The organism is Rhizobium chutanense, from assembly GCF_002531935.1.
GTDB lineage: Bacteria > Pseudomonadota > Alphaproteobacteria > Rhizobiales > Rhizobiaceae > Rhizobium > Rhizobium chutanense.
This window is the reverse complement of the sequence record NZ_NWSV01000002.1, coordinates 467,263-490,234: the sequence shown is the minus strand read 5'-3', so window position 1 is coordinate 490,234 and position 22,972 is coordinate 467,263. Positions and strand designations below refer to the sequence as shown.

Genomic DNA, 22,972 nt, shown 5'->3' with positions numbered 1-22,972 from the left:
ACTGGCTTCCAAAAAGCCGTGTCCAGACTCCGCCCGGATCGCGGCGGCGCAATGGCCGCGCAAGCGCTTCCTGCATTAAATTTTCGTCATGATTTCAACGGAGTCCTGCTGCGGCAAGGAAATGAATCGAGGTTGCAGCAGCGTTGCCGGGGACGGCCTTTCGTGCAAGCCGGGCTGTCGATGTGAGGTATCGTCAGATTGGTGGGCCGGCTCGTAAAATTCCGCTGTCGAAATTTATGGTTAAAACCTTGTTAAAAGCCTTGGCCTTATAGTCTTTGTCGTTGATATTTCATTCATTGCGGGAGCGACCATTTCTTGAAATCAGCCGGGGACATTCTGGAATTGGCTTGCCGCCGGATCGCCGATCTGGACACCCCGGCCTATGTCAAGAACAGCGAGTTGCGCTACGTCGCCGTCAACGAGGCCTATGCGGATTTCCTGGGCCGCGAGATTTCCGATTTCATCGGCCGGCGCAGCCGCGAGCTCGTCGACCGTCCCGAGGAAGAGGAGCGCGAGGACAAGGAGCGCCGCGCGCTGGTGTTCGGCACCGAGGAAAACGCCATCTGCTTCGATGCCGCAGGCCTCGGCCATGAGCGCATCCAGATCGAAAGCTTCTCGCCGTCGCCGGAGCGGATCTATGTGCTCGGCATCTTTGAGGCCCGCGAGCGCCGCGCCGTTACCCCTAAGGAGACTGCGGACAGCTCTCAGGCTGTAAACGATTTCGGAATTGCCGCCGATTTCGCCCGTGTGCGCGCGGCGCTGGAAAAGCTCGATCATCCGATCGGCATCTTTGCCGATGACGGCCGGCCGCTGGTCGCCAATGCCGCCTATCGCAATGGTGCGAAACCAGCGGCCGCCGGCGAATCGGCCTGGGGTGAGAGCGTCAACGAACTCGACGTTCTGCGCACCGTCCTGGAGGACCTGCCGGTGGCGGTCTTCGTGCGCGACGACAGGCACCGCCTGGTCTATGCCAACAAATATTATGAGACCTTCAGCGGCCGCGCCCGCGCCGAGTATCTGGGAATGACCGAACAGGAAATGTTCGGGCCGGAAGGTGCTGCAGCGATCTACCAGGAAAACCTGCTGGCGCTCAGGGACGGCATTTCGGTGGAGCTCGAGAGCGAGATGCCGAGCAAGAGCGGCCACATCTATCCGGTCATCTCGCGCGTCAACCGCGTCATGACGGCGGACGGGCGAACCTATGTCGTCGGCTCCTTTTCCGACATTTCGCCGCTCAAGGAACGCGAGAAGGCGCTGATCGAATCACGCAAGCAGGAAGAAATACTGCATCGGGATATCGAGAGCATCCTGCGTTCGCTGCCGGTCGGCGTGCTGATCCTCGATAACGACCACCAGATTCTCTATGTCAACGACGAATTCTACAGCATCTGGGAGCTGCCGCTCGACGATCGCTTCGACGGCCGCCCCTTCATCGACGTCATCCGCCGCAATTTAGAGCTCGGACGCTACGACGGCAGGCAGACACCGGAGGAGATCTACGCCTTCCGCAAACATCTGTTCGAGGCCGAAGAACCCGAGCCGATCGAGCTTGGCTGGGCGGGGGGCAAATCCGTCATCTTCGACAGCCGCCGCATCTCCAACGACCGTATCCTGCTCACCTATGCCGACATCTCGGCGGTGCGCGAGCGGGAAAAGGAAATTCACGAGACCCGCGCCGCACTCGAGCGGGTCGGCGAGATGATGCGCGATGCGACGCATGCGATGTCTCAAGGCCTTGCCATCGTCCAGGACGGCATCATCAAGATGTCCAACGACGCAATGGCCGATATATTGCAGATCCCGCCCGACTATATCGAAGCCGGGCAGGGCTGGCTCGGCATGTTCGAATTCTGTGCGGCGCGCGGCGATTTCCACGATGCGGCGAACGAGATCCTGCAGGAATGGCGCGCCAATATTGCGTCGAGACAGCCGATCTCGACCGTCTTCCATGTCGGCGGCGAGCGCTGGGTGAACATGGATGCGGCGGTCAGCGAGGGACAGCATTGGGTGGCGCTCTTTACCGACGTCACCGAGCTCAAGAGCCGCGAGGAGGAGTTGCGGCATCTCTTGTCGCGTGCGGAAGCCGCCGACCGCGCCAAATCCGAATTCCTCGCCAATATGAGCCACGAGATCCGCACCCCGATGAACGGGGTGCTCGGCATGGCGGAGTTGCTTGCCAAAACCAATCTCGATACGCGGCAGAAGACCTTCGTCGACATCATCGTCAAATCGGGCAATGCGCTGCTGACGATTATCAACGACATCCTCGACTTCTCGAAGATCGATGCCGGGCAGATGAAACTGCGCAAAGCCGCCTTCGATATCACCGAAGCGGTGGAGGACGTGGCGACGCTGCTCTCCTCGCACGCCGCCGAGAAGAATATCGAACTGCTGGTGCGCGCAGCACCGGATCTGCCCGCCGCCGTGATCGGCGATGCCGGGCGCTTTCGCCAGATCGTCACCAATCTCGTCGGCAATGCGGTCAAGTTCACCGAACGCGGCCATGTCTTCGTCGATGTCGGCTTTCAGGCGGCAGGCGGCGGCGAGATCATGGCGAGCATTCGCATCGAGGATACGGGTATCGGTATCCCCAGTGAAAAGCTCGAATCGGTCTTCGACAAGTTCTCGCAGGTCGATGCTTCCTCGACCCGGCGGCACGAGGGCACAGGCCTCGGGCTTGCGATAACCGCCGGGCTCGTCGACCTTTTCGGCGGTTATCTCAATGTCGAGAGCGAATGGGGCAAGGGTTCGGTCTTCACCGTCAACCTGCCGTTTGCGGTGGCGGCTGCCCGCCTCGAGCCGAAGCCGCTGCCGATCAATGTTCAGGGTGCCCGCATCCTCGTCGTCGACGACAATGACGTGAACCGGCGCATCCTCACCGAGCAGCTTTCACTCTGGGGTTTCGACGGTGTTGCCGCCGAGGGCGGCGGCACCGGTCTTGCCATCCTGGAGGCGGCGGCCGATCTCGGCGTCACCGTCGATGCCGTCGTGCTCGACTATCATATGCCAGATATGAACGGCGCCGATGTCGCGCGGCGGCTGCGTGCCGATCGTCGCTTTGCCGAGCTGCCGATCATCTTCCTGACCTCGATGGATATTTCGGGGACGGAAAAGGAATTCGCGGCGCTGAACGGTCAAGCGCATCTGATGAAGCCGGCGCGCGCCAACGTGCTGCGCAATACCGTCGTCGAAGTGGTGCGCGCCAGCCGCGTCAAGCAGGCCTCCGAAGCCGAGGTCGCCCGGTTGCAGGCCGAAGCGGCGATGCCGGTGCCGGCGCCTGCGCCGGCGCCGCAGCAGCGGGCGGCCGAATTCGTCGACGTGCTGGTTGCCGAGGACAACGAGGTCAACCAGATCGTCTTCACGCAGATCCTGCAGGCAACGGGCCTTTCCTTCCTCGTCGTCGACAATGGCGCGGAAGCGGTCGCCGCTTGGGGGCGGCACACGCCGCGTATCATCATGATGGACGTGTCGATGCCCGTCATGAACGGCCATCAGGCGACCCAGACGATCCGCGAACGGGAAAAGGGGCAGGGGCACCGCGTGCCGATCATCGGCGTCACCGCTCATGCGCTCGAAAGCGATCGCGAGGCCTGCCTCGATGCCGGCATGGACGACTATATGTCGAAGCCGATCAGCCCGGAATTGCTGGAAGAGAAAATTCGGCAATGGCTCGGCAAGGACGAGCTGCAGCCGGGGCGCACCAGCTACTGATCTTTGCGATTGCCGGGAAATGCTTTTATGCCGCAGAGCATCTCACGTTTGCCGGCAAACCCCTGGCGGCGCTCGACGGCAAAACCTGCGGCGATGAGGTTGCGGCGCACGAAGCCAGCCGCGGCGTAAGTTGCGAAGGTGCCGTCGGCGGCGGTCTTTTCGTTGACCTGCCGCATGAGTTCCTCCGACCACATGTCGCTGTTGCGCGAGGGGGCGAAACCGTCGAGATACCAGGCGTCGAAGCCGGGCTTCGCCGCGGCGACGCCGTCGAGGGCGCGACCGCAGACGACGCTGAGCTGCGTCTGGTCGTCGAGATCGAGCGAGACGGTACCGGCGGGCACCTGCGGCCAGGCCGCCGTGAGAGCCTTCCGCTCCGCATCGATCTCCGGCCAATGCGACAGCGCCCGGTCGATCTCTGCGCCGCGCATCGGGTGGAGTTCGAAGGAGATGAAATGCAGGTGCTGGCCGTCAGTGCGGCGGAGCTTCCATTGCCGCCAGGTCTCGGCGAAGTTCAGGCCGGTGCCGAAGCCGAGCTCGCCGATGACGAATGCCTGCCGGCCGTTCCATCGCTCCGGCAGGCCGTTGCCGGCGAGGAACACATGGCCGCATTCCAGCCGGCCATCGGTCTGGCAATAAAAGTGATCGCCAAAGGCGGTGGAATAGGGCATATCGCCGTCGCGCCATTCGAGCGGCTGCGGCGCGCCCGCGCCAATCTGATCTGGGTTAACCTCTGTCATGGAACAAGCCGATAGTCCTGCGCCGGGGTCCGGTCAATCTTCTTGCGACTTGCTGATCGTCGGCGGCGGCATCATGGGTCTTTGGGCTGCTGTTCATGCCGAGCGTTGCGGCTTAAGCACCATCCTCGCCGATGCCGGCAGATTGGGCGAAGGGGCAAGCGGCGGCCTGCTCGGCGCGCTGATGCCGCATATGCCGGACCGGTGGTCGGAGAAGAAGCAGTTCCAGTTCGACGCGCTGGTCTCGCTCGAAACCGAGATCGCAGCGCTCGAAGCGGCGACCGGGCTTTCGGCCGGTTACAACAGGTCCGGGCGGCTGATCCCACTGCCGAAACCGCATCTCAATCGCATCGCGCGTGGTCATTCCGAGGATGCCGAGCGCCATTGGCGGGCAGGTGAGCGCCGCTTCCACTGGCACGTGCTCGACAGACCTGATGTGGATGGCTGGGTCGAGGCGTCGGCCGGCGGGAGCGGCTTCGTGCATGACACGCTTGCCGCCCGCGTCGCGCCCCGCTCGCTGATTTCAGTGCTGATCGCGTTCTTGGGGCGGTCAAAACATGTGCGCATCAGGGAAAATGCTGTCGTCACCGATCTCGACCCGGATCGGGGCACGGCCGGAATCGGCGGCGAAACCGTTGCTTTCGGCCGCTGCATCCTGGCCGCCGGCCATCAGTCCTTTCCGCTGCTGCAGGGACTGACGCCCGGCTTGCCGCAGCCGCTCGGCCAGCCGGTCAAGGGGCAGGCGGCGCTGTTGAAAGCCGCTATCGACCCGGCGCTGCCGACGATCTTTCTCGACGGGCTCTATGTCGTCGCGCATGAGGGCGGACATGTGGCGATCGGCAGTACCAGCGAGAACCGTTTCGACGATCCCACTTCGACCGATGCCCAGCTCGACGCGCTGATCGCGGCGGCGCGCGCGATCGCGCCGGCGCTTCGCGATGCGCCTGTCGTCGAACGCTGGGCGGGGCTTCGCCCGAAGGCGATCGACCGCGATCCGATGATCGGCCGCCACCCCGAACACCCGCGGCTGATCGCACTGACCGGCGGCTTCAAGGTCAGCTTCGGCCTTGCGCACCGGTTGGCAGAGGTGGCGGTTTGTATCGCAGGCGATGCACCTTGCGAATTTTTGCTGCCGGAAAGCTTCGCGATTTCAAGCCATATCGCCGTCGCTTCACGTTAAACGTGAATTTTCCGGTGCCTCGTTTCGTTATTTTGTCATGCAAATCACCTATCTGCTTGCGCATCGACCGCGCCTAAAGTCATCGGCGCCCCCTTTCCTTGATGGAGGAAATTGCATGCGCTATGCCATTTGCTTCACGCCACCGGCGAGCGATCCTCTGTCGCTCGTGGCTGCCAATTGGCTTGGCCGAAATGTGTTTTCTGGCGATGTGACGGAGCCTCCGGCCGTTCGTGGCCTCGGCATTCACGAGATCGCCTTCCATACGGCCGTGCCGCGGCGCTATGGTTTTCACGGTGTTTTGAAGGCGCCGTTCCATCTGTCTGCCGACATGTCGGAATCTCAACTCCTGCGCGATCTGATGCGTTTCTCCGGAACCGTACTTCCCTTCCGGATGCCGCGTCTCGAAGTCGCAAGGCTCGGCAATTTCTACAGCCTGCTGCCAAACAGACCCTGCGAGCAGATTCAGTATCTCGCCTCGGCGATCGTGCAGGAATTCGACCGTTTTCGCGCGCCGCTCAGCGAAGCCGATATCGAACGCAGCGACCCCGACGGGTTGTCCGCGGCGCAGTTCGCCAATCTGCATCGCTGGGGCAATCCCTATGTGATGGATGAGTTCCGCTTCCACATGCCGGTGACGGGCTCCATCAACACGATCGACATGCCGCGCATCGAGTCGGCGCTGCGGACGATCTTCGAGCCCGTATTGCGAGAGCCGGTGATGGTTTCGAATGTGGCGCTGATGATCGAGGAGGGCACCGGCGGCCCCTTCCGCGTCCATTCGCTGCATCCGATGGGCAAGGTCAGCGCGCGCAAGATCGCCTGAATATGCGGACGCGCTAAGGATTTGTTCCATAACGGGAAAATGCCGTTGCGCAGTTTCCGTCTCGACATTCCGGCTGCGGATGATACCGTTCCCCGTCTTTTCAGAAGGTGATTTGATGGTATCCGAGACTTATCCGCGCAATCTCGTCGGCTATGGGCGCCAGACGCCCGATCCGAAATGGCCGGACGAGGCACGCATCGCCGTGCAGTTCGTCATCAATTACGAGGAAGGCGGCGAAAGCTCGATCCTCGACGGCGATCCGGCATCCGAAAACCTGCTGTCGGAGATCGTCGGCGCGGCCGCCTGGCCCGGGCAGCGCAATCTCAACATGGAATCGATCTATGAATATGGTTCGCGCGCCGGTTTCTGGCGGCTCTGGCGGATGTTTACCGATCTCAAGGTGCAGGCGACCGTCTACGGCGTAACGCTGGCGATGGCCCGCAACCCGGAAGCCGTTGCCGCGATGAAAGAGGCCGGCTGGGAGATTGCCAGCCACGGTTACCGCTGGCTTGAATACAAGGATTTTCCTGAGGATCTGGAGCGCAAGCATATTCTCGAAGCCGTGCGCCTGCATACCGAACTCACCGGCGAGCGGCCTTACGGCATGTATCAGGGCAAGCCCTCCGACAACACGCTGCGGCTGGTGCAGGAGGAGGGCGGTTTCCTCTATTCCTCCGATTCCTATGCCGATGACCTGCCTTACTGGGTGAAGGGCGTCGACGGGAAACCCTTCCTGATCATCCCCTACACGCTCGAAACCAACGATATGCGTTTTGCCACGCCGCAGGGCTTCAATTCAGGCGACCAGTTCTTCACCTATCTGAAGGATGCTTTCGACACACTCTATGAGGAAGGCAAGGATGGCAGCCCGAAGATGATGTCGATCGGCCTGCACTGCCGTCTCGTCGGACGTCCCGGCCGGGCGGCGGCGCTGAAGCGCTTCATCGAATATGTGCTGAAGCACGACAAGGTGTGGATCCCGCGCCGCATCGAGATCGCCGAGCATTGGCACAAACACCATCAGCCGGACGCGCTCTGATGGTGTCGCGCCAGGATTTCGTTTCCCGTTTCGGCGGCGTCTTCGAACATTCGCCTTTCATCGCCGAGCGGGCCTATGACGCCGGCGGCGTGACCGAGCCGCTGACGGCATCGGCTGTGCATGCGGCGCTTGCCGCCGTCTTTCGCGCGGCAAGCCGCGAGGAGCGGCTCGGCGTGCTCTGTGCCCATCCCGATCTTGCCGGACGCCTCGCCATATCAGGCGACCTCACCGAGGACAGCCGCAAGGAGCAGGCCGGCGCCGGTCTCGACCGCCTGAGCCCGGCCGAGCATGCCCGCTTCACCGAACTCAATTCGGCCTATGTCGAGAAATTCGGCTTTCCCTTCATCATCGCGGTCAAGGGGCTCAGCAAGGACGACATCCTGGCCGCCTTCGAAACACGGATCTCCAACAGTCGAGACGAAGAACTCGCGACCGCGACGGCGCAGGTCGAACGGATCGCATTGCTGCGCCTAACGTCGATGCTGCCGGAGGCCGAATGAAAGAGCGGCGCACAATCGACTATCTCAACGAGATGTACGAGGCGGCATCCGAAGCACTGTCCTTCGTCGGCGGAATGGATGGGGCGGCCTTCGCCGGCGACAAGTTCACCTTCAAGGCGGTAGCCTTTTGCCACTTCACCATCGGTGCGGCAGCCTCCCGCCTTTTGGTGGCGCATCCGGAATTTGCGAGCGAGCACCCGGACCTGCCGTGGACGAAAATCTGCGGCACGGGAAATCGTATTTTCGAAGACGTCTTCGACCTCGATCCCGTCGACATCTGGGAAGCGACCTATCGCACGCTGCCCGAGCTTCTGTCGTCGATCGATGCCATCCGTAACTGGCATGCCCAGGGCGAGTGAACCCATGTCCGAATGTCTCGACATCCGCCCGCTCACCCGGTCCGCCTTCGCTCCCTTCGGCGAGGTGATCGAGGCCGATCCGGCCTCGATGCGGCTCATCAACGGCGGCACGACGGAGCGCTTCCATGCCCTCGCTGTGGCGGAAGCGACGGGCGAGGGCGCGCGCGTCATCATCAATCTCTTTCGCGGCCAGCCGCGCAGTTTTCCCTATGCGGTCGACATGATGGAGCGCCATCCCTTCGGCAGCCAGAGTTTCTCGCCGGTTTCGGGCCGCCCTTTCCTCGTCGTCGTCTCCGAGGATGTGAACGGGCGTCCTGCCAGGCCGCAGGTGTTTCTCGCACGCGGGGACCAGGGCGTGAACTACCGCCGCAATGTCTGGCATCATCCGCTGATGGCGCTTGGCCAGGCCTCCGATTTTCTGGTCGTCGACCGCGACGGGCCCGATAATAATCTGGAGGAATTCTTCTTCGAAACCCCCTTCATCATCAAAGAGCCAGCCCCATGACCGGACTGACCACGCATGTTCTCGATACCGCTCTCGGCAAGCCGGCCGCCGGCCTCAGGATCGATCTCTACCAGCTCGAGGGGGATATCCGCAGACATCTGAAGACGGTCGAGACCAATGCCGATGGCCGGGTCGATGGCGGCCCTATTCTCGTCGGTGAAAATTTTCACGTCGGGATCTACGAACTCGTCTTCCACGCCGGCGATTATCTGCGCCGCAACGGCACGCCGCTGCCGCATCCGGCCTTTCTCGATCTCGTGCCAATCCGCTTCGGTATTGCCGATGTCACGGCGCATTACCATGTGCCGCTGCTGATATCGCCCTACGGCTACTCCACCTATCGAGGCAGCTAATGAGGTTTGCAGCGATCGCCGACATTCACGGCAACCATCGGGCGCTCGAGGCGGTGCTTGCGGATATCCGGGCTGAGGGCATCGAGGAGATCGTCAATCTCGGCGATTTCTTCAGCGGGCCGCTGGAGGCCGGCCGGACCGCCGATATTCTGATGCCGCTTGGTCTGACATCGGTTCGCGGCAATCACGACCGCTATCTGATCGAGCAGGATCCGGCGGCGATGCATGTCTCTGATGCCTCGGCCTATCGGCAATTGACGCCGTCCCATCTGGATTGGATCCGCGGCCTGCCATTCGATGCCGTTTATCGCGGCGAGGTCTATCTTTGCCACGCGACGCCGAAGGACGACAATCTCTACTGGCTGGAATCCGTCTCGCCGGAGGGCATCGTCTCCCTAAAGCCGATAGAAGCGATCGAGGCGCTGGCCGAAGGCATCGACCTGCCGCTGATCCTCTGCGGCCACAGCCATGTGCCGCGCGCCGTCCGGCTTTCCGACGGCCGGCTGATCGTCAACCCCGGCAGCGTCGGTTGCCCGGCCTATGACGACGTCCTGCCTTATTACCACAAGGTCGAAGCCGGTCATCCGCTGGCCGGCTATGCCATTCTGGAGAAGACGGCGGCGGGATGGACGTGGCAGTTCAGGAACGTCGCCTATGACCATATGGCGATGTCGGCACTGGCCGCCGAAAGGGGCCGTGCCGACTGGGCGAGCGCGCTGGCGGCGGGTTGGGTGAGATAGCCTAGAGCCTTTCCTGGTTAGATTGAAGCATTCTGTTGGCTCAAACGGAGTCGGATGGTCGACCGGCCGGCGCGTGTCGTAGCCCAGCTCTACGGCCAAGCCGGCCGGTCGATCAGGCGGCCCGTTTCAGCCAACCCCGCTGGTTTGCTTGCAAACCAGCTAGGGCCGGGCATCTTTCCGCCAGGATCAGAGGCGATCGGCTCGGACGTACCAAGGGGTATGCCCGTCGCCAATCGCCTCTGCCCTGACGAAAACCTGCGCCGGCAGAATGCTTCAATCTAACCAGGAAAGGCTCTAGACCCACCTTCGCTGCGATCAATCCTTCTTCGGCGCCGGAGGGACGATCGTGGTTGCCGGGCCTGCGGGCGGTGTTGCCGGCTTTACCGCAGGTGCAGCGGTTATTGCAGGCTTTGCCGGAGCCGCAACCGGCTTTGCCGGTTTTGCGCTATCGAGATTTCCAAGGAGCGCCGAGATCGCGTTGTCGCCATCGAAGCCCGCTTCCTTCAACAGCTTGTCGAGGATCGGCTTATTGGCCTGGTAGGCGAGCAATTGGCCGGCCAGGCCTTCGCCCATGCCGATGCCGCCTTCGCCGTTCGCGCCGTTTCCGCGGCCGAGCATGCCGCCGGTATCGAAGATCCTGATATCGGAGATCTTCTCGATCGGTTTGACCGCCTCGGCGAGCGCTTCGGGAATGATGCGGATACGCTCGCGGGTGATCTCGAACTCGATGATGGCAGCGCTCAATTTGTTACGGGCGTCGTTGAGCAATGCCTCGCTCTCGGCCGCGGCCTTGCCGGTTTCGAGAATACCCTTGGCCTTGATGATCGCCGCATCCGCCTCGGCGGTGGCGAGCGTCTTGATGGCCTCGGCCTGGTCGCTTGCCGCCTGTTTTTCAGCCTCGGCGCCGACGGTGACGGCGGTCGCTTCCGTCTCGGCTTTCTTGCGCGCATCGATCACCGCAATCTGCCTCTCGCGTTCGGCGATCTCGATCGCCTTGGCTGTGCCGACCTTTTCCTCCGCCGCGATCGCCAGCGCGCGGGCCGCTTCCGCAGTCGCCTTCGCTTCGGATTCCTCGCGGCTCTTATTGGCAACGGCGATGGCGCTTTCCTGCGCCACGATCTGCAGGTCGCGTTTGGCTTCGGTGTCACGCTGCTGTACGGCGCGGGCGGAATCGATGTTGGCGCTTTCGCGGGCCTGTTTGGCGGCTGCCTCGCGTTCGGCGATCGCCTGTTCGGAAGCGATGCGGGCTTCTTCCTCGGCGCGCTTTGCCGCCTGCTCCTGCTGGGCGGTTTCGGCGCGCGTCGCTGCGGATTTGTTGGCGATGTCGCGTTCCTGGCTGAGTTCGGCTTCCCGCTTGGTCCGCTCGATGGTCAGCGATTGCTGGCGGGCCTCGAGATCCTTCTGGGCGATGGCGACTTCGGTATCGCGAACGATCTCGTTGCGCTCCTTCTTGCGGCCCTCGGTGATGCGGGTCAATGCGGCGAGACCCTGCGCATCGAAGAAGTTGTTGGCGTTGAAATGCTTGATATCGGTCTGGTCGAGACGCGTCAGCGATACGGATTCGAGCTCGAGACCGTTCGACTGAAGATCGGCGCCGACAGCTTCCTGGACGGCCTTGACGAAATCCATGCGCTGCTCCTGCAGCGCGTCGAGGTTCATCGTTGCGGCCACCGAGCGAAGGCCGTCGACGAATTTCGCTTCGATCAGGATGCGAAGCGCCTCGGCATCATTGGTCCGGTTGCCGAGCGTCTGGGCGGCCAGCGCAATCGAGGAGGCATCGGGTTTGACGCGCACATAGAACTCGGCGCCGATATCGACGCGCATGCGGTCCTTGGTGATGAGCGCGTCGCCTTCGCCGCGGCGCACCTCGAGGCGCAGCGTCTTCAGATTGACCCTGGCGATCGAGTGGAAGATCGGCAGGACGACGGAGCCGCCGTCGAGCACGACCTTCTGCCCGCCGAGGCCGGTGCGCACATAGGCCTCGTCGCGGCTGGAGCGCGTATAGAGCGAGGCGAGAACAAAACCGATGCCGAAAATGAGGACGATGCCAATGCCGGCCGGTAGAATAATGTCATACATCATGGCTGCTCCCTGAAAGATTGATTGTCCGCTGCGGCGGGGTCCGCCAGTGCGGGAATGGCGATAAATACATCTGCCGTGCGATCGACGAGGAGAACCTCGGTGCCGACCTTGAGAGGCTCCTGATCCCTGGCGGCCTTGGCTCTCAGCACGTGCCAGTTTCCGTGCTGGTCCTTGACGCGAACGCGCCCAGGCAGTCCCTGATCGAGTGGGCCAAGCGATACTTCGGCGGTCCGGCCGATCAACGTGTCGAGATCGACGGCATAAGTCTCGTCGTGCGGCACGAGCCGCGCCACGGTTCTGCTCGACGCCCTGACCATGGGGACGGCGACCAGGATGGCGGGAATGGCGGCGACGGCGGGGGGAAGCGGCGCCCAGAAGGCGTTGGCGACGGCCTGTATGGCAAAGCCCGTCATGGCGAAGAAGCCGAGCGCCAGCATGATGAGGATGAGCAGGGGAACGCCGCCGACATTGAGCCAGGACAGATAGCCCGAAAACCCGTCATGGCCATGGAAATCCGGTTTTCCCAGAAATTCCATGATCGAAAAACCCATGACGGTCGCAAGCATTTCGATCGCGGTCAGGCCTGCGAGCACGGCGGCGGCGATGGCGAAGGGGGCACATTCGGGGGCGAAGAGAAGTGCCATCGGCGTTACCGGTTATCCGCCTTGAAGCGCGCGAGGCGCGCTTCAATCGCCTGTTCGCGGTGCAGCCGGTCGAGTTCGTCGAGTTCGGAACTACTAGTATGGTCGCCAGATGGAACACCGGTCAGCCGCGACACCGCCGCCGCCGCCCGGGCAGCATCGGCGCCCGGCGCGGGGCGGCTGTGACCGGGTGCGGCGTCCTCGGGATGCCTGGCGATGCTGCGCTTGAAATCGGCAAGGCGGGCGTCGGCCTCGCGGCGCGTGGCGAGCACGGCCTGCAGGGCTTTCTGGCCTTCGTCCAGCTGTTGCCTGGCATCGGCCAGCGCCTTGTCGAGCGCGGCGATCTGGGATTCGAGATCGATCTGGCGGGCGACGCCGGCCTTTGCCAGATCATCGCGCCCGGAAGAGACGGCGAGGCGAATCTTTCCGTCGAGCGCGTTCATATCTCCAACGATCTCGTCCCTGCGGCTCTGGATGCGATATTCCTCGGCGCGCGCCTTGCCGAGATCGGTACGGGCCTCATCAGCCGCCGCGTCGATCTCGCGGATCGCCTGTTCGATGACGGCGATCTTGTTGACGCCTTCCGCCTTGTCGACCGCGGCATTGGCGATACCCGCGATCAGGCGGCCCATCCGGGAAAGAATGCCTTCATTCGTCATGTTTTCCTCCATCCGAGCGGAATTCGGCGTGACGCCGATGTGAATCTCGTAATGATTGTGTCCGGCAACAAGATAGGCCGGAAAAATACTCTCCCATCCCTTGGAATAGCCCCCGACATCGAAGGGCACGGCAACACGTCCTTGCACGGTGGCGATCGTCAGATCCGAGGGGCCTTTGATGGCGAAGAGCTTATCGTCGAGCGGCAGAAGCGGAGGATCGGCGATCACGCCGCGATTGGCGGCGAAATCGCGAAGGCCGAGTGTGACCAGCCGTGCCGGCAGGCCCGTTTGTTCGCGCACGGTTTCATAGGCAAGCTCATGCAGGACGACGAGATTGGCGCCCGCCCTGTCGTGAATGAGCCCGCCCAGGATGTCGAGCATTCTGCGATAGGCGGCGATGGTGTCATCAAGCGCCTGGCGGGCATGATCATCCGGCGCCAGCACGTAGCTCAACTGCGATGGATGCTGTGTCTTGCTCATATTTGCCATGAGTAAAACATAAAGCACCGCTTTTGTGCTTTCAAGGAGAGCAGCAAAAAATACAGCCAGTGTTTAACATGTCGTGAGGAGGAAGGTAGCTTGGAAGAAGCGCTTGCCAAGCAACTCGTAAGAAGCAGCGTTCAACACGGTTTCCGGAATAGATTGCCGCTGGAAGAACCGACGGCCGATCGGCTCTGCGCTTTCTATCGGGCGGCCGTTTGCGACTCGCGAATACCGGCGCTGATACGGTTGATGGCGGTCCATACGAGAAGCAGGGCCACCCCCGCCCAAAGCCATGAGGTCCATGCGGCAAACGTACCGCCAACGGCGACAAAGATGCCGAGCGCGCCGAAAAGCACTGCACGGTCGCTCTTGCCGAGCGGCCCGTCGTAACGCCGGCTTGCACCGACCGTTTGACCCAGGACGCCGGCAAATTCCGTCAGTGCCGAGAGGAATATGACAGCCATTACCGGCATCAGATCGTTCGGATCGATGAACGCAAACGGCAAATACAGGGCGGCGTCCGAGACGACATCACCGATCTCGTTCAGATAGGCGCCCAAAATGCTCTTCTGCCCGTGTTCGCGCGCGAGCATGCCGTCAATGGCATTAAGGCCCATGCGCAGGAGAAACCACACAGGCACCAGCAGGAACCAATGCGGGAGGGGCGCGACGCTTAGAAAAAGCCCCAGTGCGACCGAGACGACGGCGGCAACTGACGTCACCTGATTGGCGGTGACGCCTCGTGCCGCAAGCGAGCGCACCAGAGGGCGAAGAATATTCTGAAACCGGGACTTCAATTGATAAACAGACATGCGACCTCAGTGGAATTTTTACGGCATTTGAACAGTCTATCCCGGCTCGGGCAGTGCGGATCTTCGTAGCTGTGGGAAAGCCCGCACTTCATATCGGCTCCCCCAAAGGACTTATCATTTGCCGCTAGACTTTTGCAATGAAAGCAACTCACTGTTGCCGCCAATGGATGCAACCTATCCACCGATCAGAATGGGAGACGACCGTGCTGCAGACTGCCGATAGCGGGCAACCGTCCTCGACGACCAGACCCATGCATGAATCCGAATTCGCATCGCATGACGGCACTCGACTGTTTTATCGGACGTGGCCTGCGGTGGGCGCTTCGCCGAAGGGCGCCATCATTCTTCTCCATCGTGGCCACGAGCATAGCGGACGCGTCGCCCATCTCGCCACCGAACTCGGCCTCGATGATTTTGCCTTCTACGCCTGGGACGCACGCGGCCACGGGCGTTCACCGGGAGAGCGCGGCTATTCGCCATCCTTCGCGGCCTCGGCGCGTGATCTCGATTGCTTCGTCCGCCATGTCAGCGAGACAAGCGGGACTCCAGTCGAAAACATCGCCGTCATTGCGCAGAGCGTCGGCGCGGTACTGGCCAGCACCTGGGTGCACGACTATGCACCGCCGATCCGCGCGCTCGTGCTGGCCTCACCGGCCTTCAGCGTCAAGCTCTACGTGCCTTTTGCCAAAGAAGGCATTGCGCTGTGGGAAAAGCTCAAGGGGACGTTCTTCGTCAATTCCTATGTCAAGGCGAGGTTCTTGACGCATGATCCCGAGCGCATCGCCTCGTTCGAAACCGACCCATTAATCACGAGGCCGATTGCCTCCAACATTCTGGTGCAGCTCTATGAGGCGGCCGCCCGCGTCGTCGACGACGCCCGCGCCATCACCGTGCCGACGCAGCTGCTGATCTCCGGCAGCGACTGGGTGGTGCGGCACGCGCCGCAGCACCGGTTTTACGAAAACCTCGGCAGCCGCATCAAGGAACGGCATGTGCTTGCCGGCTTCTACCATGACACGCTTGGCGAAAGGGACCGCGCGATTGCTCTCGCCGAGATCCGCCGTTTTATCGATGCCCGTTTCGCCGAGCCCCGGGCGCCTGCCGAGCTGCGCACCGCCCATATCCAGGGCTATACCAAGGACGAGGCCGACCGGCTGGCCAGCCCAATAGATGCCACATCCCCACGCGGCATCTACTGGGCGCTCAGCCGCCTTAACATCAGGCTCGGCGCGCTGGCGTCCGAAGGTATAAGGACCGGGGTCAAGACCGGTTTCGATTCCGGCTCGACGCTCGATTACGTCTACGAGAACAAGCCGCGCGGGCTCGGGCCCGGCGGGCGGTTGATCGACAAGGTGTTCCTCGAGGCGATCGGCTGGCGCGGCATCAGGCAGCGTAAACTTCATCTGCAGGAGCTCATCGATCACGCGCTGCAGCGCCTGAGAGCTGCTGGGCGCAGTACGCGTATGCTCGACATCGCCGCCGGGCACGGCCGTTATGTCCTCGATGCGATCGAAACGGCTGCTGTGCGTCCTGATAGCGCTCGGCTGCAGGATTATTCCGCGATCAATGTCGACGCCGGCAGCAAGAGCATCGCCGCGCGTGGACTGGGTGATTTCGTCAGTTTCCGCCAGCAGGATGCCTTTGACGGCGAGGGGCTGGCGGCCATCACGCCGGCTCCGGATCTCGCGATCGTCTCCGGCCTTTACGAGCTGTTTTCCGACAATGCGATGATCGCCGCTTCGCTCGATGGGATCGCTCGGGCGATGCAGCCCGGCGGGCTGCTCGTCTACACCAACCAGCCATGGCATCCGCAATTGGAGATGATCGCCCGCGCGCTCACCTCCCACCGCGGCGGCCAGGCGTGGGTGATGCGGCGGCGCACGCAAGAAGAAATGGATCAGCTGGTCGCCGCTGCCGGTTTCCGCAAGATCGAACAGCGCATCGACCAGTGGGGTATTTTCACCGTCTCGCTGGCGGAGCGAGTTTGAGGGCAAAGCCTTGGGGCAGGCACGTTTCACTTTTTCGCAGGCAGCGCCGGTCCTGAAGCGGGCGGCGCTCTGGCTCGCCTTTCTGGCGCCGTTCTTCTATCTGACCTATGGCGGCGCCAACTGGCTGGCGTCGCAACGCGCTCATGTGCCGAACATCGCCTTCGCTTGGGAAAGCGCCATTCCGTTCTTAGGATGGACGATCATTCCCTATTGGTCGATCAATCTGTTCTACGGGCTCTGTCTGTTCGTCAATACGACGCCGCCCGATGTCGATAGGCTGGCGAGACGCTATCTGACGATCCAGTTGATCGCGGTCGCCTGCTTTATCGCGTTTCCGCTAGAAGCGACCTTCGTGCGGCCGGCAACGAGCGGCCTGCCCGGTTTCATGTTCGCCGTGCTCGGCGGCTTCGACAAGCCGTTCAACCAGGCGCCGTCGCTGCATATCGCGCTGCTGGTGGTGATCTGGGACCATCTGCGCGGCCGGCTGCCGAAGAGGGCACGGCTTCTCTGGCACGTCTGGTGCTTCCTGATCGGTGCCTCGGTGCTGACCACGTGGCAGCATCAGATCATGGACATACCGACCGGCATGCTGCTCGGCCTGTTTGCCGCCTGGCTATTTCCGCGCGATGCGGGTTCGCCTCTTGCGAATTTTGCGATGAGCGGCGATCCGAAGTCGCGCCGTCTCGGCCTCTATTATTTCTGCGGCGCCGTCGCATTTCTCGGCCTTGCAGCGCTCTGCATTCCGCTGTCGGCCTTAGCGCTGCTGTTGCTCTGGCCGGCTGTTGCGCTGGCGATCGTTGCGCTCGGATATTTCGGCGCCGGCCCGCAAATCTTCCAGAAACGCGTCGATGGCCGGACCACGCTTGCCAGCCGCTGGCTGCTGGCACCCTACCGGCTCGGCGCTCACATCAACATCTGGCTCTGGACCCGGAGAATGCCGGCATCGGTGGCGATTGCCGACGGCGTCCATCTCGGTCGTTTTCCGCGCCGCCAGGAGGCCGACCGTTTTGCCGCGGTGATCGACATGACCGGCGAGCTTCAGCGCCCAAGCGGAACGTCAACCCGCTGGTGCAGCTTCCCGACCCTTGACCTTATAGCCCTCGACCAGATCCAGACGCTTGCCGCGGCGAACCTCATCGAGGCTGCGCGCCAGCAGGGACCGGTTCTCGTCTGCTGTGCGTTGGGCTTCCAGCGCAGCGCCGGCGTCATCGTGCGTTGGCTGCTCATCAGCCGACGTTGCCAAGATCCAGCCGAAGCCTTGCGGCTGATCGAACGGGCGGGGCGGCGCGTTCATCTGCCCGCGGAAACTATCCATGCCGTGACGGAGGGCTTGCGATGACGCAGTGGAACGGCGCGGCCTCGGCGGCGGCACGACATCTCGGCCGCAATGCGATCTTCTGCGGGCTGACAGCGCTGTTGCCGCTGACTGTGGGGGGATATCGAGGTTTGGCTCCGTCGCTCGGCTGGCTGTTGATGCTCGTTTTCTGCGTGATCGTCTTTGCGCTGACGGTCCATCTTCTCTTCGATGCGCTGTTGTTTCGCCTCGCGTCGAGCCATCAGACCGAGGCTGCCGGTCTTGCCGCCATCGACGACTTGCTGTTGCGGATGCAGCTTCGCAAGCCTGACGGGGCGCCGCGTGGGCTCGATCGGCGGATTGCCGGATCGCGTCGTATCGTCTGGCGGCAGCGTTTTGCGCTCGCCATCTGTCTGGTGATTTTCGCGGTCCTTCTGATCTATGCGGGCGACCGCCAGCCGCTGTGCTGAGCCGCATGCCGTTGATGCAAGCGGGCGTTCAGCCAGCGCCGATTTCTGCCGGTCTCACCCCGGATATGATCGACGCGTTCACGTCCTTGATGTCGCGCTTGCCGCAAAGCGCCATGGTGATGTCCATCTCCTTGCGGATAATGTCGAGCGCCAGAGTGACGCCTTGCTCGCCCATGGCGCCGAGGCCGTAGAGGAAGGGGCGGCCGATATAGGTGCCCTTGGCGCCGAGCGCCACGGCCTTCAGCACATCCTGGCCGGAGCGGATGCCGCCGTCGAGATGGACTTCGATGCGGTCGCCGACGGCGTCGACGATCGCAGGCAACATGCTGATCGAGGAGGGGGCGCCGTCAAGCTGGCGGCCGCCATGGTTCGAGACGACGATCGCATCGGCGCCGGTGTCGGCGGCGGCCCTCGCATCCTCCGGATCGAGGATGCCCTTGATGATCAGCGGGCCGCCCCATTGCTCCTTGATCCAGGCGACATCGGCCCAGGAGAGCCGCGGGTCGAACTGCTCGTGGGTCCATGCGGCGAGCGAGGCGATACTGGAGACATTTTTCGCATGACCGACGATATTGCCGAAGCTGCGGCGTTTGGTCTGCAGCATATCCAGGCACCAGAAGGGCCGGGTCGCCATCTGCCAGACATGTTTCGGCGTGAACTTCGGCGGCGCCGACAGGCCGTTGCGCAGGTCCTTGTGGCGCTGGCCGAGGATCTGCAGATCGGCCGTCAGCACCAGTGCCGAGCATTTCGCCGCCTTGGCGCGGTTGATCAGTCCGAGGACGAAATCCTTGTCTCGCATCACATAGAGCTGGAACCAGAAGGGGCGCGTCGTCACCGAAGCGACATCCTCGATCGAGCAGATGCTCATCGTCGACAGCGTAAACGGGACGCCGAATTCTTCCGCCGCACGCGCCGCCAGCATCTCGCCATCGGCATGCTGCATGCCGGTCAGGCCGGTCGGGGCGAGAGCCACCGGCATCGACACGTTCTGGCCGATCATCGTCGTTTCCAGCGTGCGGTCGGTCATGTCGACCAGCACCCGCTGGCGCAGCTTGATCCGGCTGAAATCGCTCTCATTTGCCCGATAGGTGGATTCCGTCCAGGCGCCTGAATCCGCATAGTCGAAAAACATCTTCGGCACGCGGCGGTGCGCGAGCTCTTTCAGATCGGCGATGGTGAGCGGAGTGGCCATGAATGGAACCTTCACATCGGAATGCGGCTATCGCCGTAACATGGAATGAGGAAGGACGTTATGAGAAATTGCGGGGGAGCTTGCCGATAGCGATGTCGCGAATGGTTATTCTTCCCACGGAATATCGCGCAGGTCGCTCGCTCCATCCATGACGCGCACAATGCGAACGTCTTCGCTATCAAAAGAATAGAGCACGAGCCACCTTTCGACCACCAACACCCGGGCGTCCTCAGCAATCTCCGGTCGTTTCGGACCCATTTGCGGGTGCCGGCTCAAAGAGGAAATGCGCTTTTCGATACGGGCGATGATGGTATCGGCCATTGTCTGGCCGCTGCTGCCGGCGATCCACAACCAGATATCCAGCATGTCCGAGCGGGCTCGGCTCGAATAAAAACTGCGGCCATCGATCAAGCTTTGGAGGCGGCAAACCGCCGGCGTCCTTCGGCCTTTACAGCATCGATATCCAAAGGAGCGAAATCTCCGCTCTGTATTCCTTCGTGCCATGCATCCCGCAGCCGTTCGACCTCGCGGGCTTTGGCGCTATCGCGCTCTTCAAGCAGCCGCAGGGCTTCGCTCACGACGTCGCTCGAAGAGCTGTAACCGCCGGAAGCGACCTTTCTCTTGATGTAACTCGCCAATTCATCCGGTAAGGAAACGGTCAGGTCCATAGTTTTTCTCCTTGTGGAACTATGGGAAGATCGGTGGATTTTTGCAAGTTTGCCTAAAGGGTCTTTTTCAAAGCGACGCCCGCCACATAGGTCTCGGCGATCGCCCGATCGTCGCCCATCGTCTGCAGGAGGAAGAGTTCCTCGGGCAGCGTCTTCACCACCTCCATCTTCAGCGCCATGGCCGGGGTCGCGGCGGCGTCGAGGACGACGAGATCGGCTTCGGTGCCGGGGTCCAGCGTGCCGATCCGGTCGGCCAGCGACAGGGCCTCGGCATTGCCGCGCGTCATCAGGTAATAGCTTTCCAGCGGGTTCAGCCGTTCGCCGAGCAACTGCTGGATCTTGTAGGCCTCGTCCATCGTCCTCAGCATCGAATAGCTGGAGCCGCCGCCGATGTCGGTTGCGACGCCGATGCGCACCGGATTTTCGCGGCGCGAGAGCGCCTTCAGCGGAAACAGGCCGGAGCCGAGGAAGAGGTTCGATGTCGGGCAGTGGACGGCGACGGAGCCCGTCTCGCTCATGACATCGGCTTCGCGCTCGGAGAGATGGATCGCATGGCCGAAGAGGCTTTTCGGCCCGAGCAGGCCGTAGCGGGCGTAGATGTCGGTATAGTCGATCGCGTCGGGATAGAGCTCGCAGGTGAATTTGATCTCGTCGTGATTTTCCGAAAGATGCGTCTGAATGTGCAGGTCGGGAAATTCGCGGGCGAGCGCTGCTGTCGCTTCCATCTGCGCCGGCGTCGAGGTGATGGCGAAGCGTGGGGTGATGGCGACATGGTTGCGGCCCTTGCCGTGCCAGTCCGCGATCACCTGGCGGGTCTCGTCATAACCCATCTCCGGCGTGTCGAGCAGACCCTGCGGGGCGTTGCGGTCCATCATCACCTTGCCGCCGACCATGCGCATGTTGCGCTTCATCGCCTCGGCGAAGAAGGCGTCGGCCGAGGTCTTGTGCACAGAGCAATAGGCGACCGCCGTCGTCGTGCCGTGGCGAATCAGTTCGTCGTAGAAATGCGTGGCGATCCTTTCAGCATGGGCGCTTTCGACGAAGCGGCATTCCTCGGGAAAAGTATAGGTGTTCAGCCACTCGAGCAGGTTTGCGGCATAGGAGGCGATCACCTGCATCTGCGGAAAATGCAGATGCATGTCGATGAAGCCGGGCAGGATCAGATGCGGGCGGTGGTCGATCTCGGCCACGTCAGCGGCTGCCTTCGCCTTGACGTCGGCATAGGCGCCGACCGCCGCGATCAGCCCGTCCTCGATCAGCAGGCCGCCGTCCTCCTCGTAGAGATAGCTCTGGCTGTCGGTCAGACTCAGCGGCGCGCGATGGAAAGACAGCAGGCGGCCGCGGAGAAGTGTCGTCGTCATTGTTTCCTGCCTTCGGCTGCGCTTTCGAACCATGCGACGAGCAGTTTGCGTTCGTCGGGGGTGATATCGGTGATATTGCCGGGCGGCATGGCATGGCTGCGGCCTGCCTGTATATAGATTTCTCGGGCATGGGCGGCGATATCAGCGTCGTTTTCCAGCATCACGCCCTTCGGCGGCCGCACGATGCCCTCATAGGCGGGCTCGGCCGCATGGCACATGGAGCAGCGCGTCGAGACCAGTTGCTTGACGGCGGGAAAATGCGGATCGCCGGCGAATTGCTGGAAGGCGGGCGCGACCGCCGCCGCATCGGTTTCGCCGGTCAGCTGCTTCGGCACGGTCGACAGCCACATGATCAGGATGAAGAGGATGACGGTGACGATCCAGGTCCAGGTCGGCCGGCCTTTCCTGGCATGGGTGGTGTTGAACCAGTGGCGGATGGTGACGCCCATCAGGAAGACCAGAGCGGCGATCACCCAGTTGAATGCGGTGCCGAAGGCCAGCGGATAATGGTTCGACAGCATGAAGAAAATGACGGGCAGGGTCAGGTAGTTGTTGTGCAGCGAACGCTGCTTGGCGATCTGTCCGTATTTCGGATCGGGCGTGCGGCCGGCAATCAGATCGGCAACGACGATCTTCTGGTTCGGGATGATGATCATGAAGACGTTGGCCGACATGATCGTCGCGGTGAAGGCGCCGAGATGCAGGAAGGCGGCGCGGCCGGTGAAAAGCTGCGTATAACCCCAGGCCATGAAGACGAGCACGACATAGAGCACCGCCATCAGCCCCCAGGTGTTGCGCCCAAGCGGGGATTTGCAGAGCAGGTCGTAGACGATCCAGCCGAAAACGAGCGATGCCAGCGAGATCAGGATCGCCACCGGCGGACTGATATCGAGCACATGCCGGTCGATGAGGAAGAGGTCGGCGCCGCCGTAATAGACGATGCAGAGCATCAGAAAGCCGGAGATCCAGGTGAAATAGCTCTCGTATTTGAACCAGGTCAGGTGTTCCGGCATTTGTGCGGGCGCCACCAGGTATTTCTGGATATGATAGAAGCCGCCGCCATGGACCTGCCATTCCTCGCCATAGGCGCCGCGCGGCAGATGCGGGCGTTTGACCAATCCGAGATCGAGCGCGATGAAATAGAAGGACGATCCGATCCAGGCGATCGCGGTAACGACATGGAACCAGCGCGCCGCGAAGGCGAGCCATTCCCATGCTATGGCATATTCATACATCGAGTTCCCCTTGTCTTCCTCCGACTCGTGACATTGCGGAAATTTTGGCGGGGAGGGAAGAGGAGATTGAGTTTCGTCAAAGCTGTCGATCGTGGCCGGACCGCCGATCTGTTGTTGCGTGCCTAAAAGCTGCCGAGAAGGCT

The 22,972-nt window shown here is 62.3% G+C and carries 23 protein-coding genes; 13 read left to right on the top strand and 10 right to left on the bottom strand.

Annotation, left to right across the window (positions count from 1 at the left end; all coding sequences use genetic code 11):
- Nucleotides 1-315 precede the first annotated feature (315 nt).
- Nucleotides 316-3,711 (top strand): response regulator, encoded by a 3,396-nt coding sequence (locus CO666_RS04980; protein WP_097611005.1) that lies wholly within the window; start codon nt 316-318, stop codon nt 3,709-3,711.
- Here the strand turns inward: CO666_RS04980 and mnmC2 are convergent.
- On the bottom strand, nt 3,705-4,448 hold the full coding sequence (gene mnmC2 / locus CO666_RS04975) for a tRNA (5-methylaminomethyl-2-thiouridine)(34)-methyltransferase MnmC2 (protein WP_097611004.1): 744 nt from the start codon (nt 4,446-4,448) through the stop codon (nt 3,705-3,707). The two genes, CO666_RS04980 and mnmC2, sit on opposite strands and share 7 nt — an antisense overlap.
- Between mnmC2 and CO666_RS04970 the strand changes: the two genes are divergently transcribed.
- The 9 genes from CO666_RS04970 (at nt 4,447) to CO666_RS34995 (ending at nt 10,226) form a co-directional block, all read left to right on the top strand.
- Nucleotides 4,447-5,625, top strand: a complete 1,179-nt coding sequence (locus CO666_RS04970) for an NAD(P)/FAD-dependent oxidoreductase (RefSeq protein WP_097611003.1) — start codon at nt 4,447-4,449, stop codon at nt 5,623-5,625. The two genes, mnmC2 and CO666_RS04970, sit on opposite strands and share 2 nt — an antisense overlap.
- Nucleotides 5,626-5,740: 115 nt before the next feature.
- Entirely contained in the window at nt 5,741-6,448 is a 708-nt protein-coding gene (locus CO666_RS04965) for a DUF1045 domain-containing protein (RefSeq protein ID WP_097611002.1), read from the top strand.
- 115 nt (nt 6,449-6,563) lie between these two features.
- On the top strand, nt 6,564-7,487 hold the full coding sequence (gene puuE / locus CO666_RS04960; protein ID WP_097611001.1) for an allantoinase PuuE: 924 nt from the start codon (nt 6,564-6,566) through the stop codon (nt 7,485-7,487).
- A complete protein-coding gene (gene uraD, locus CO666_RS04955; RefSeq protein ID WP_097611000.1) occupies nt 7,487-7,987 on the top strand; it encodes a 2-oxo-4-hydroxy-4-carboxy-5-ureidoimidazoline decarboxylase in 501 nt (166 codons plus the stop codon). The genes puuE and uraD overlap by 1 nt, the downstream gene beginning before the upstream one ends.
- Nucleotides 7,984-8,346: a HepT-like ribonuclease domain-containing protein gene (locus CO666_RS04950; protein ID WP_097610999.1), complete on the top strand. Its 363-nt coding sequence runs from the start codon at nt 7,984-7,986 to the stop codon at nt 8,344-8,346. Before uraD ends, CO666_RS04950 begins: the two co-directional genes overlap by 4 nt.
- Before the next feature lie 4 nt (nt 8,347-8,350).
- A complete protein-coding gene (locus CO666_RS04945; RefSeq protein ID WP_097610998.1) occupies nt 8,351-8,851 on the top strand; it encodes an ureidoglycolate lyase in 501 nt (166 codons plus the stop codon).
- Nucleotides 8,848-9,204 (top strand): hydroxyisourate hydrolase, encoded by a 357-nt coding sequence (gene uraH / locus CO666_RS04940; protein WP_097610997.1) that lies wholly within the window; start codon nt 8,848-8,850, stop codon nt 9,202-9,204. Before CO666_RS04945 ends, uraH begins: the two co-directional genes overlap by 4 nt.
- On the top strand, nt 9,204-9,944 hold the full coding sequence (locus tag CO666_RS04935; RefSeq protein ID WP_097610996.1) for a metallophosphoesterase family protein: 741 nt from the start codon (nt 9,204-9,206) through the stop codon (nt 9,942-9,944). The genes uraH and CO666_RS04935 overlap by 1 nt, the downstream gene beginning before the upstream one ends.
- A gap of 54 nt (nt 9,945-9,998) precedes the next feature.
- Nucleotides 9,999-10,226 carry a hypothetical protein gene (locus CO666_RS34995; protein ID WP_097610995.1) on the top strand — a complete coding sequence of 76 codons (228 nt, stop codon included), beginning with the start codon at nt 9,999-10,001 and terminating at the stop codon, nt 10,224-10,226.
- A gap of 33 nt (nt 10,227-10,259) precedes the next feature.
- Here the strand turns inward: CO666_RS34995 and CO666_RS04920 are convergent, their stop codons facing one another.
- The 4 genes from CO666_RS04920 to CO666_RS04905 all read right to left on the bottom strand — a co-directional run bounded on the left by CO666_RS04920 (nt 10,260) and on the right by CO666_RS04905 (nt 14,621).
- Nucleotides 10,260-12,026 carry a flotillin family protein gene (locus tag CO666_RS04920; RefSeq protein WP_097610994.1) on the bottom strand — a complete coding sequence of 589 codons (1,767 nt, stop codon included), beginning with the start codon at nt 12,024-12,026 and terminating at the stop codon, nt 10,260-10,262.
- Nucleotides 12,023-12,670: an OB-fold-containig protein gene (locus CO666_RS04915; protein ID WP_097610993.1), complete on the bottom strand. Its 648-nt coding sequence runs from the start codon at nt 12,668-12,670 to the stop codon at nt 12,023-12,025. The genes CO666_RS04920 and CO666_RS04915 overlap by 4 nt, the downstream gene beginning before the upstream one ends.
- Before the next feature lie 5 nt (nt 12,671-12,675).
- Nucleotides 12,676-13,815: a PspA/IM30 family protein gene (locus tag CO666_RS04910; RefSeq protein ID WP_097610992.1), complete on the bottom strand. Its 1,140-nt coding sequence runs from the start codon at nt 13,813-13,815 to the stop codon at nt 12,676-12,678.
- Between the two features lie 194 nt (nt 13,816-14,009).
- Entirely contained in the window at nt 14,010-14,621 is a 612-nt protein-coding gene (locus tag CO666_RS04905) for a CDP-alcohol phosphatidyltransferase family protein (RefSeq protein WP_097610991.1), read from the bottom strand.
- A gap of 203 nt (nt 14,622-14,824) precedes the next feature.
- On the opposite strand from CO666_RS04905, the gene CO666_RS04900 reads away from it, so the two are divergent.
- The 3 genes from CO666_RS04900 to CO666_RS04890 are packed head-to-tail and all read left to right on the top strand — an operon-like array spanning nt 14,825 to nt 18,373.
- On the top strand, nt 14,825-16,609 hold the full coding sequence (locus CO666_RS04900; RefSeq protein ID WP_097610990.1) for a bifunctional alpha/beta hydrolase/class I SAM-dependent methyltransferase: 1,785 nt from the start codon (nt 14,825-14,827) through the stop codon (nt 16,607-16,609).
- 10 nt (nt 16,610-16,619) lie between these two features.
- On the top strand, nt 16,620-17,948 hold the full coding sequence (locus CO666_RS04895; protein WP_097610989.1) for a phosphatase PAP2/dual specificity phosphatase family protein: 1,329 nt from the start codon (nt 16,620-16,622) through the stop codon (nt 17,946-17,948).
- Nucleotides 17,945-18,373: a hypothetical protein gene (locus CO666_RS04890; RefSeq protein WP_097610988.1), complete on the top strand. Its 429-nt coding sequence runs from the start codon at nt 17,945-17,947 to the stop codon at nt 18,371-18,373. The genes CO666_RS04895 and CO666_RS04890 overlap by 4 nt, the downstream gene beginning before the upstream one ends.
- 28 nt (nt 18,374-18,401) lie before the next feature.
- Here the strand turns inward: CO666_RS04890 and CO666_RS04885 are convergent, their stop codons facing one another.
- From CO666_RS04885 to CO666_RS04865, 5 genes are all read right to left on the bottom strand, one after another.
- Nucleotides 18,402-19,565 (bottom strand): alpha-hydroxy acid oxidase, encoded by a 1,164-nt coding sequence (locus CO666_RS04885; protein WP_097610987.1) that lies wholly within the window; start codon nt 19,563-19,565, stop codon nt 18,402-18,404.
- Between the two features lie 105 nt (nt 19,566-19,670).
- Nucleotides 19,671-19,976 carry a type II toxin-antitoxin system RelE/ParE family toxin gene (locus CO666_RS04880; protein ID WP_280951775.1) on the bottom strand — a complete coding sequence of 102 codons (306 nt, stop codon included), beginning with the start codon at nt 19,974-19,976 and terminating at the stop codon, nt 19,671-19,673.
- Nucleotides 19,973-20,233 (bottom strand): type II toxin-antitoxin system ParD family antitoxin, encoded by a 261-nt coding sequence (locus tag CO666_RS04875; RefSeq protein ID WP_097610986.1) that lies wholly within the window; start codon nt 20,231-20,233, stop codon nt 19,973-19,975. Before CO666_RS04875 ends, CO666_RS04880 begins: the two co-directional genes overlap by 4 nt.
- Before the next feature lie 53 nt (nt 20,234-20,286).
- A complete protein-coding gene (gene guaD, locus CO666_RS04870) occupies nt 20,287-21,594 on the bottom strand; it encodes a guanine deaminase (RefSeq protein WP_097610985.1) in 1,308 nt (435 codons plus the stop codon).
- On the bottom strand, nt 21,591-22,829 hold the full coding sequence (locus CO666_RS04865) for a urate hydroxylase PuuD (RefSeq protein WP_097610984.1): 1,239 nt from the start codon (nt 22,827-22,829) through the stop codon (nt 21,591-21,593). The genes guaD and CO666_RS04865 overlap by 4 nt, the downstream gene beginning before the upstream one ends.
- Between the last annotated feature and the right edge of the window lie 143 nt (nt 22,830-22,972).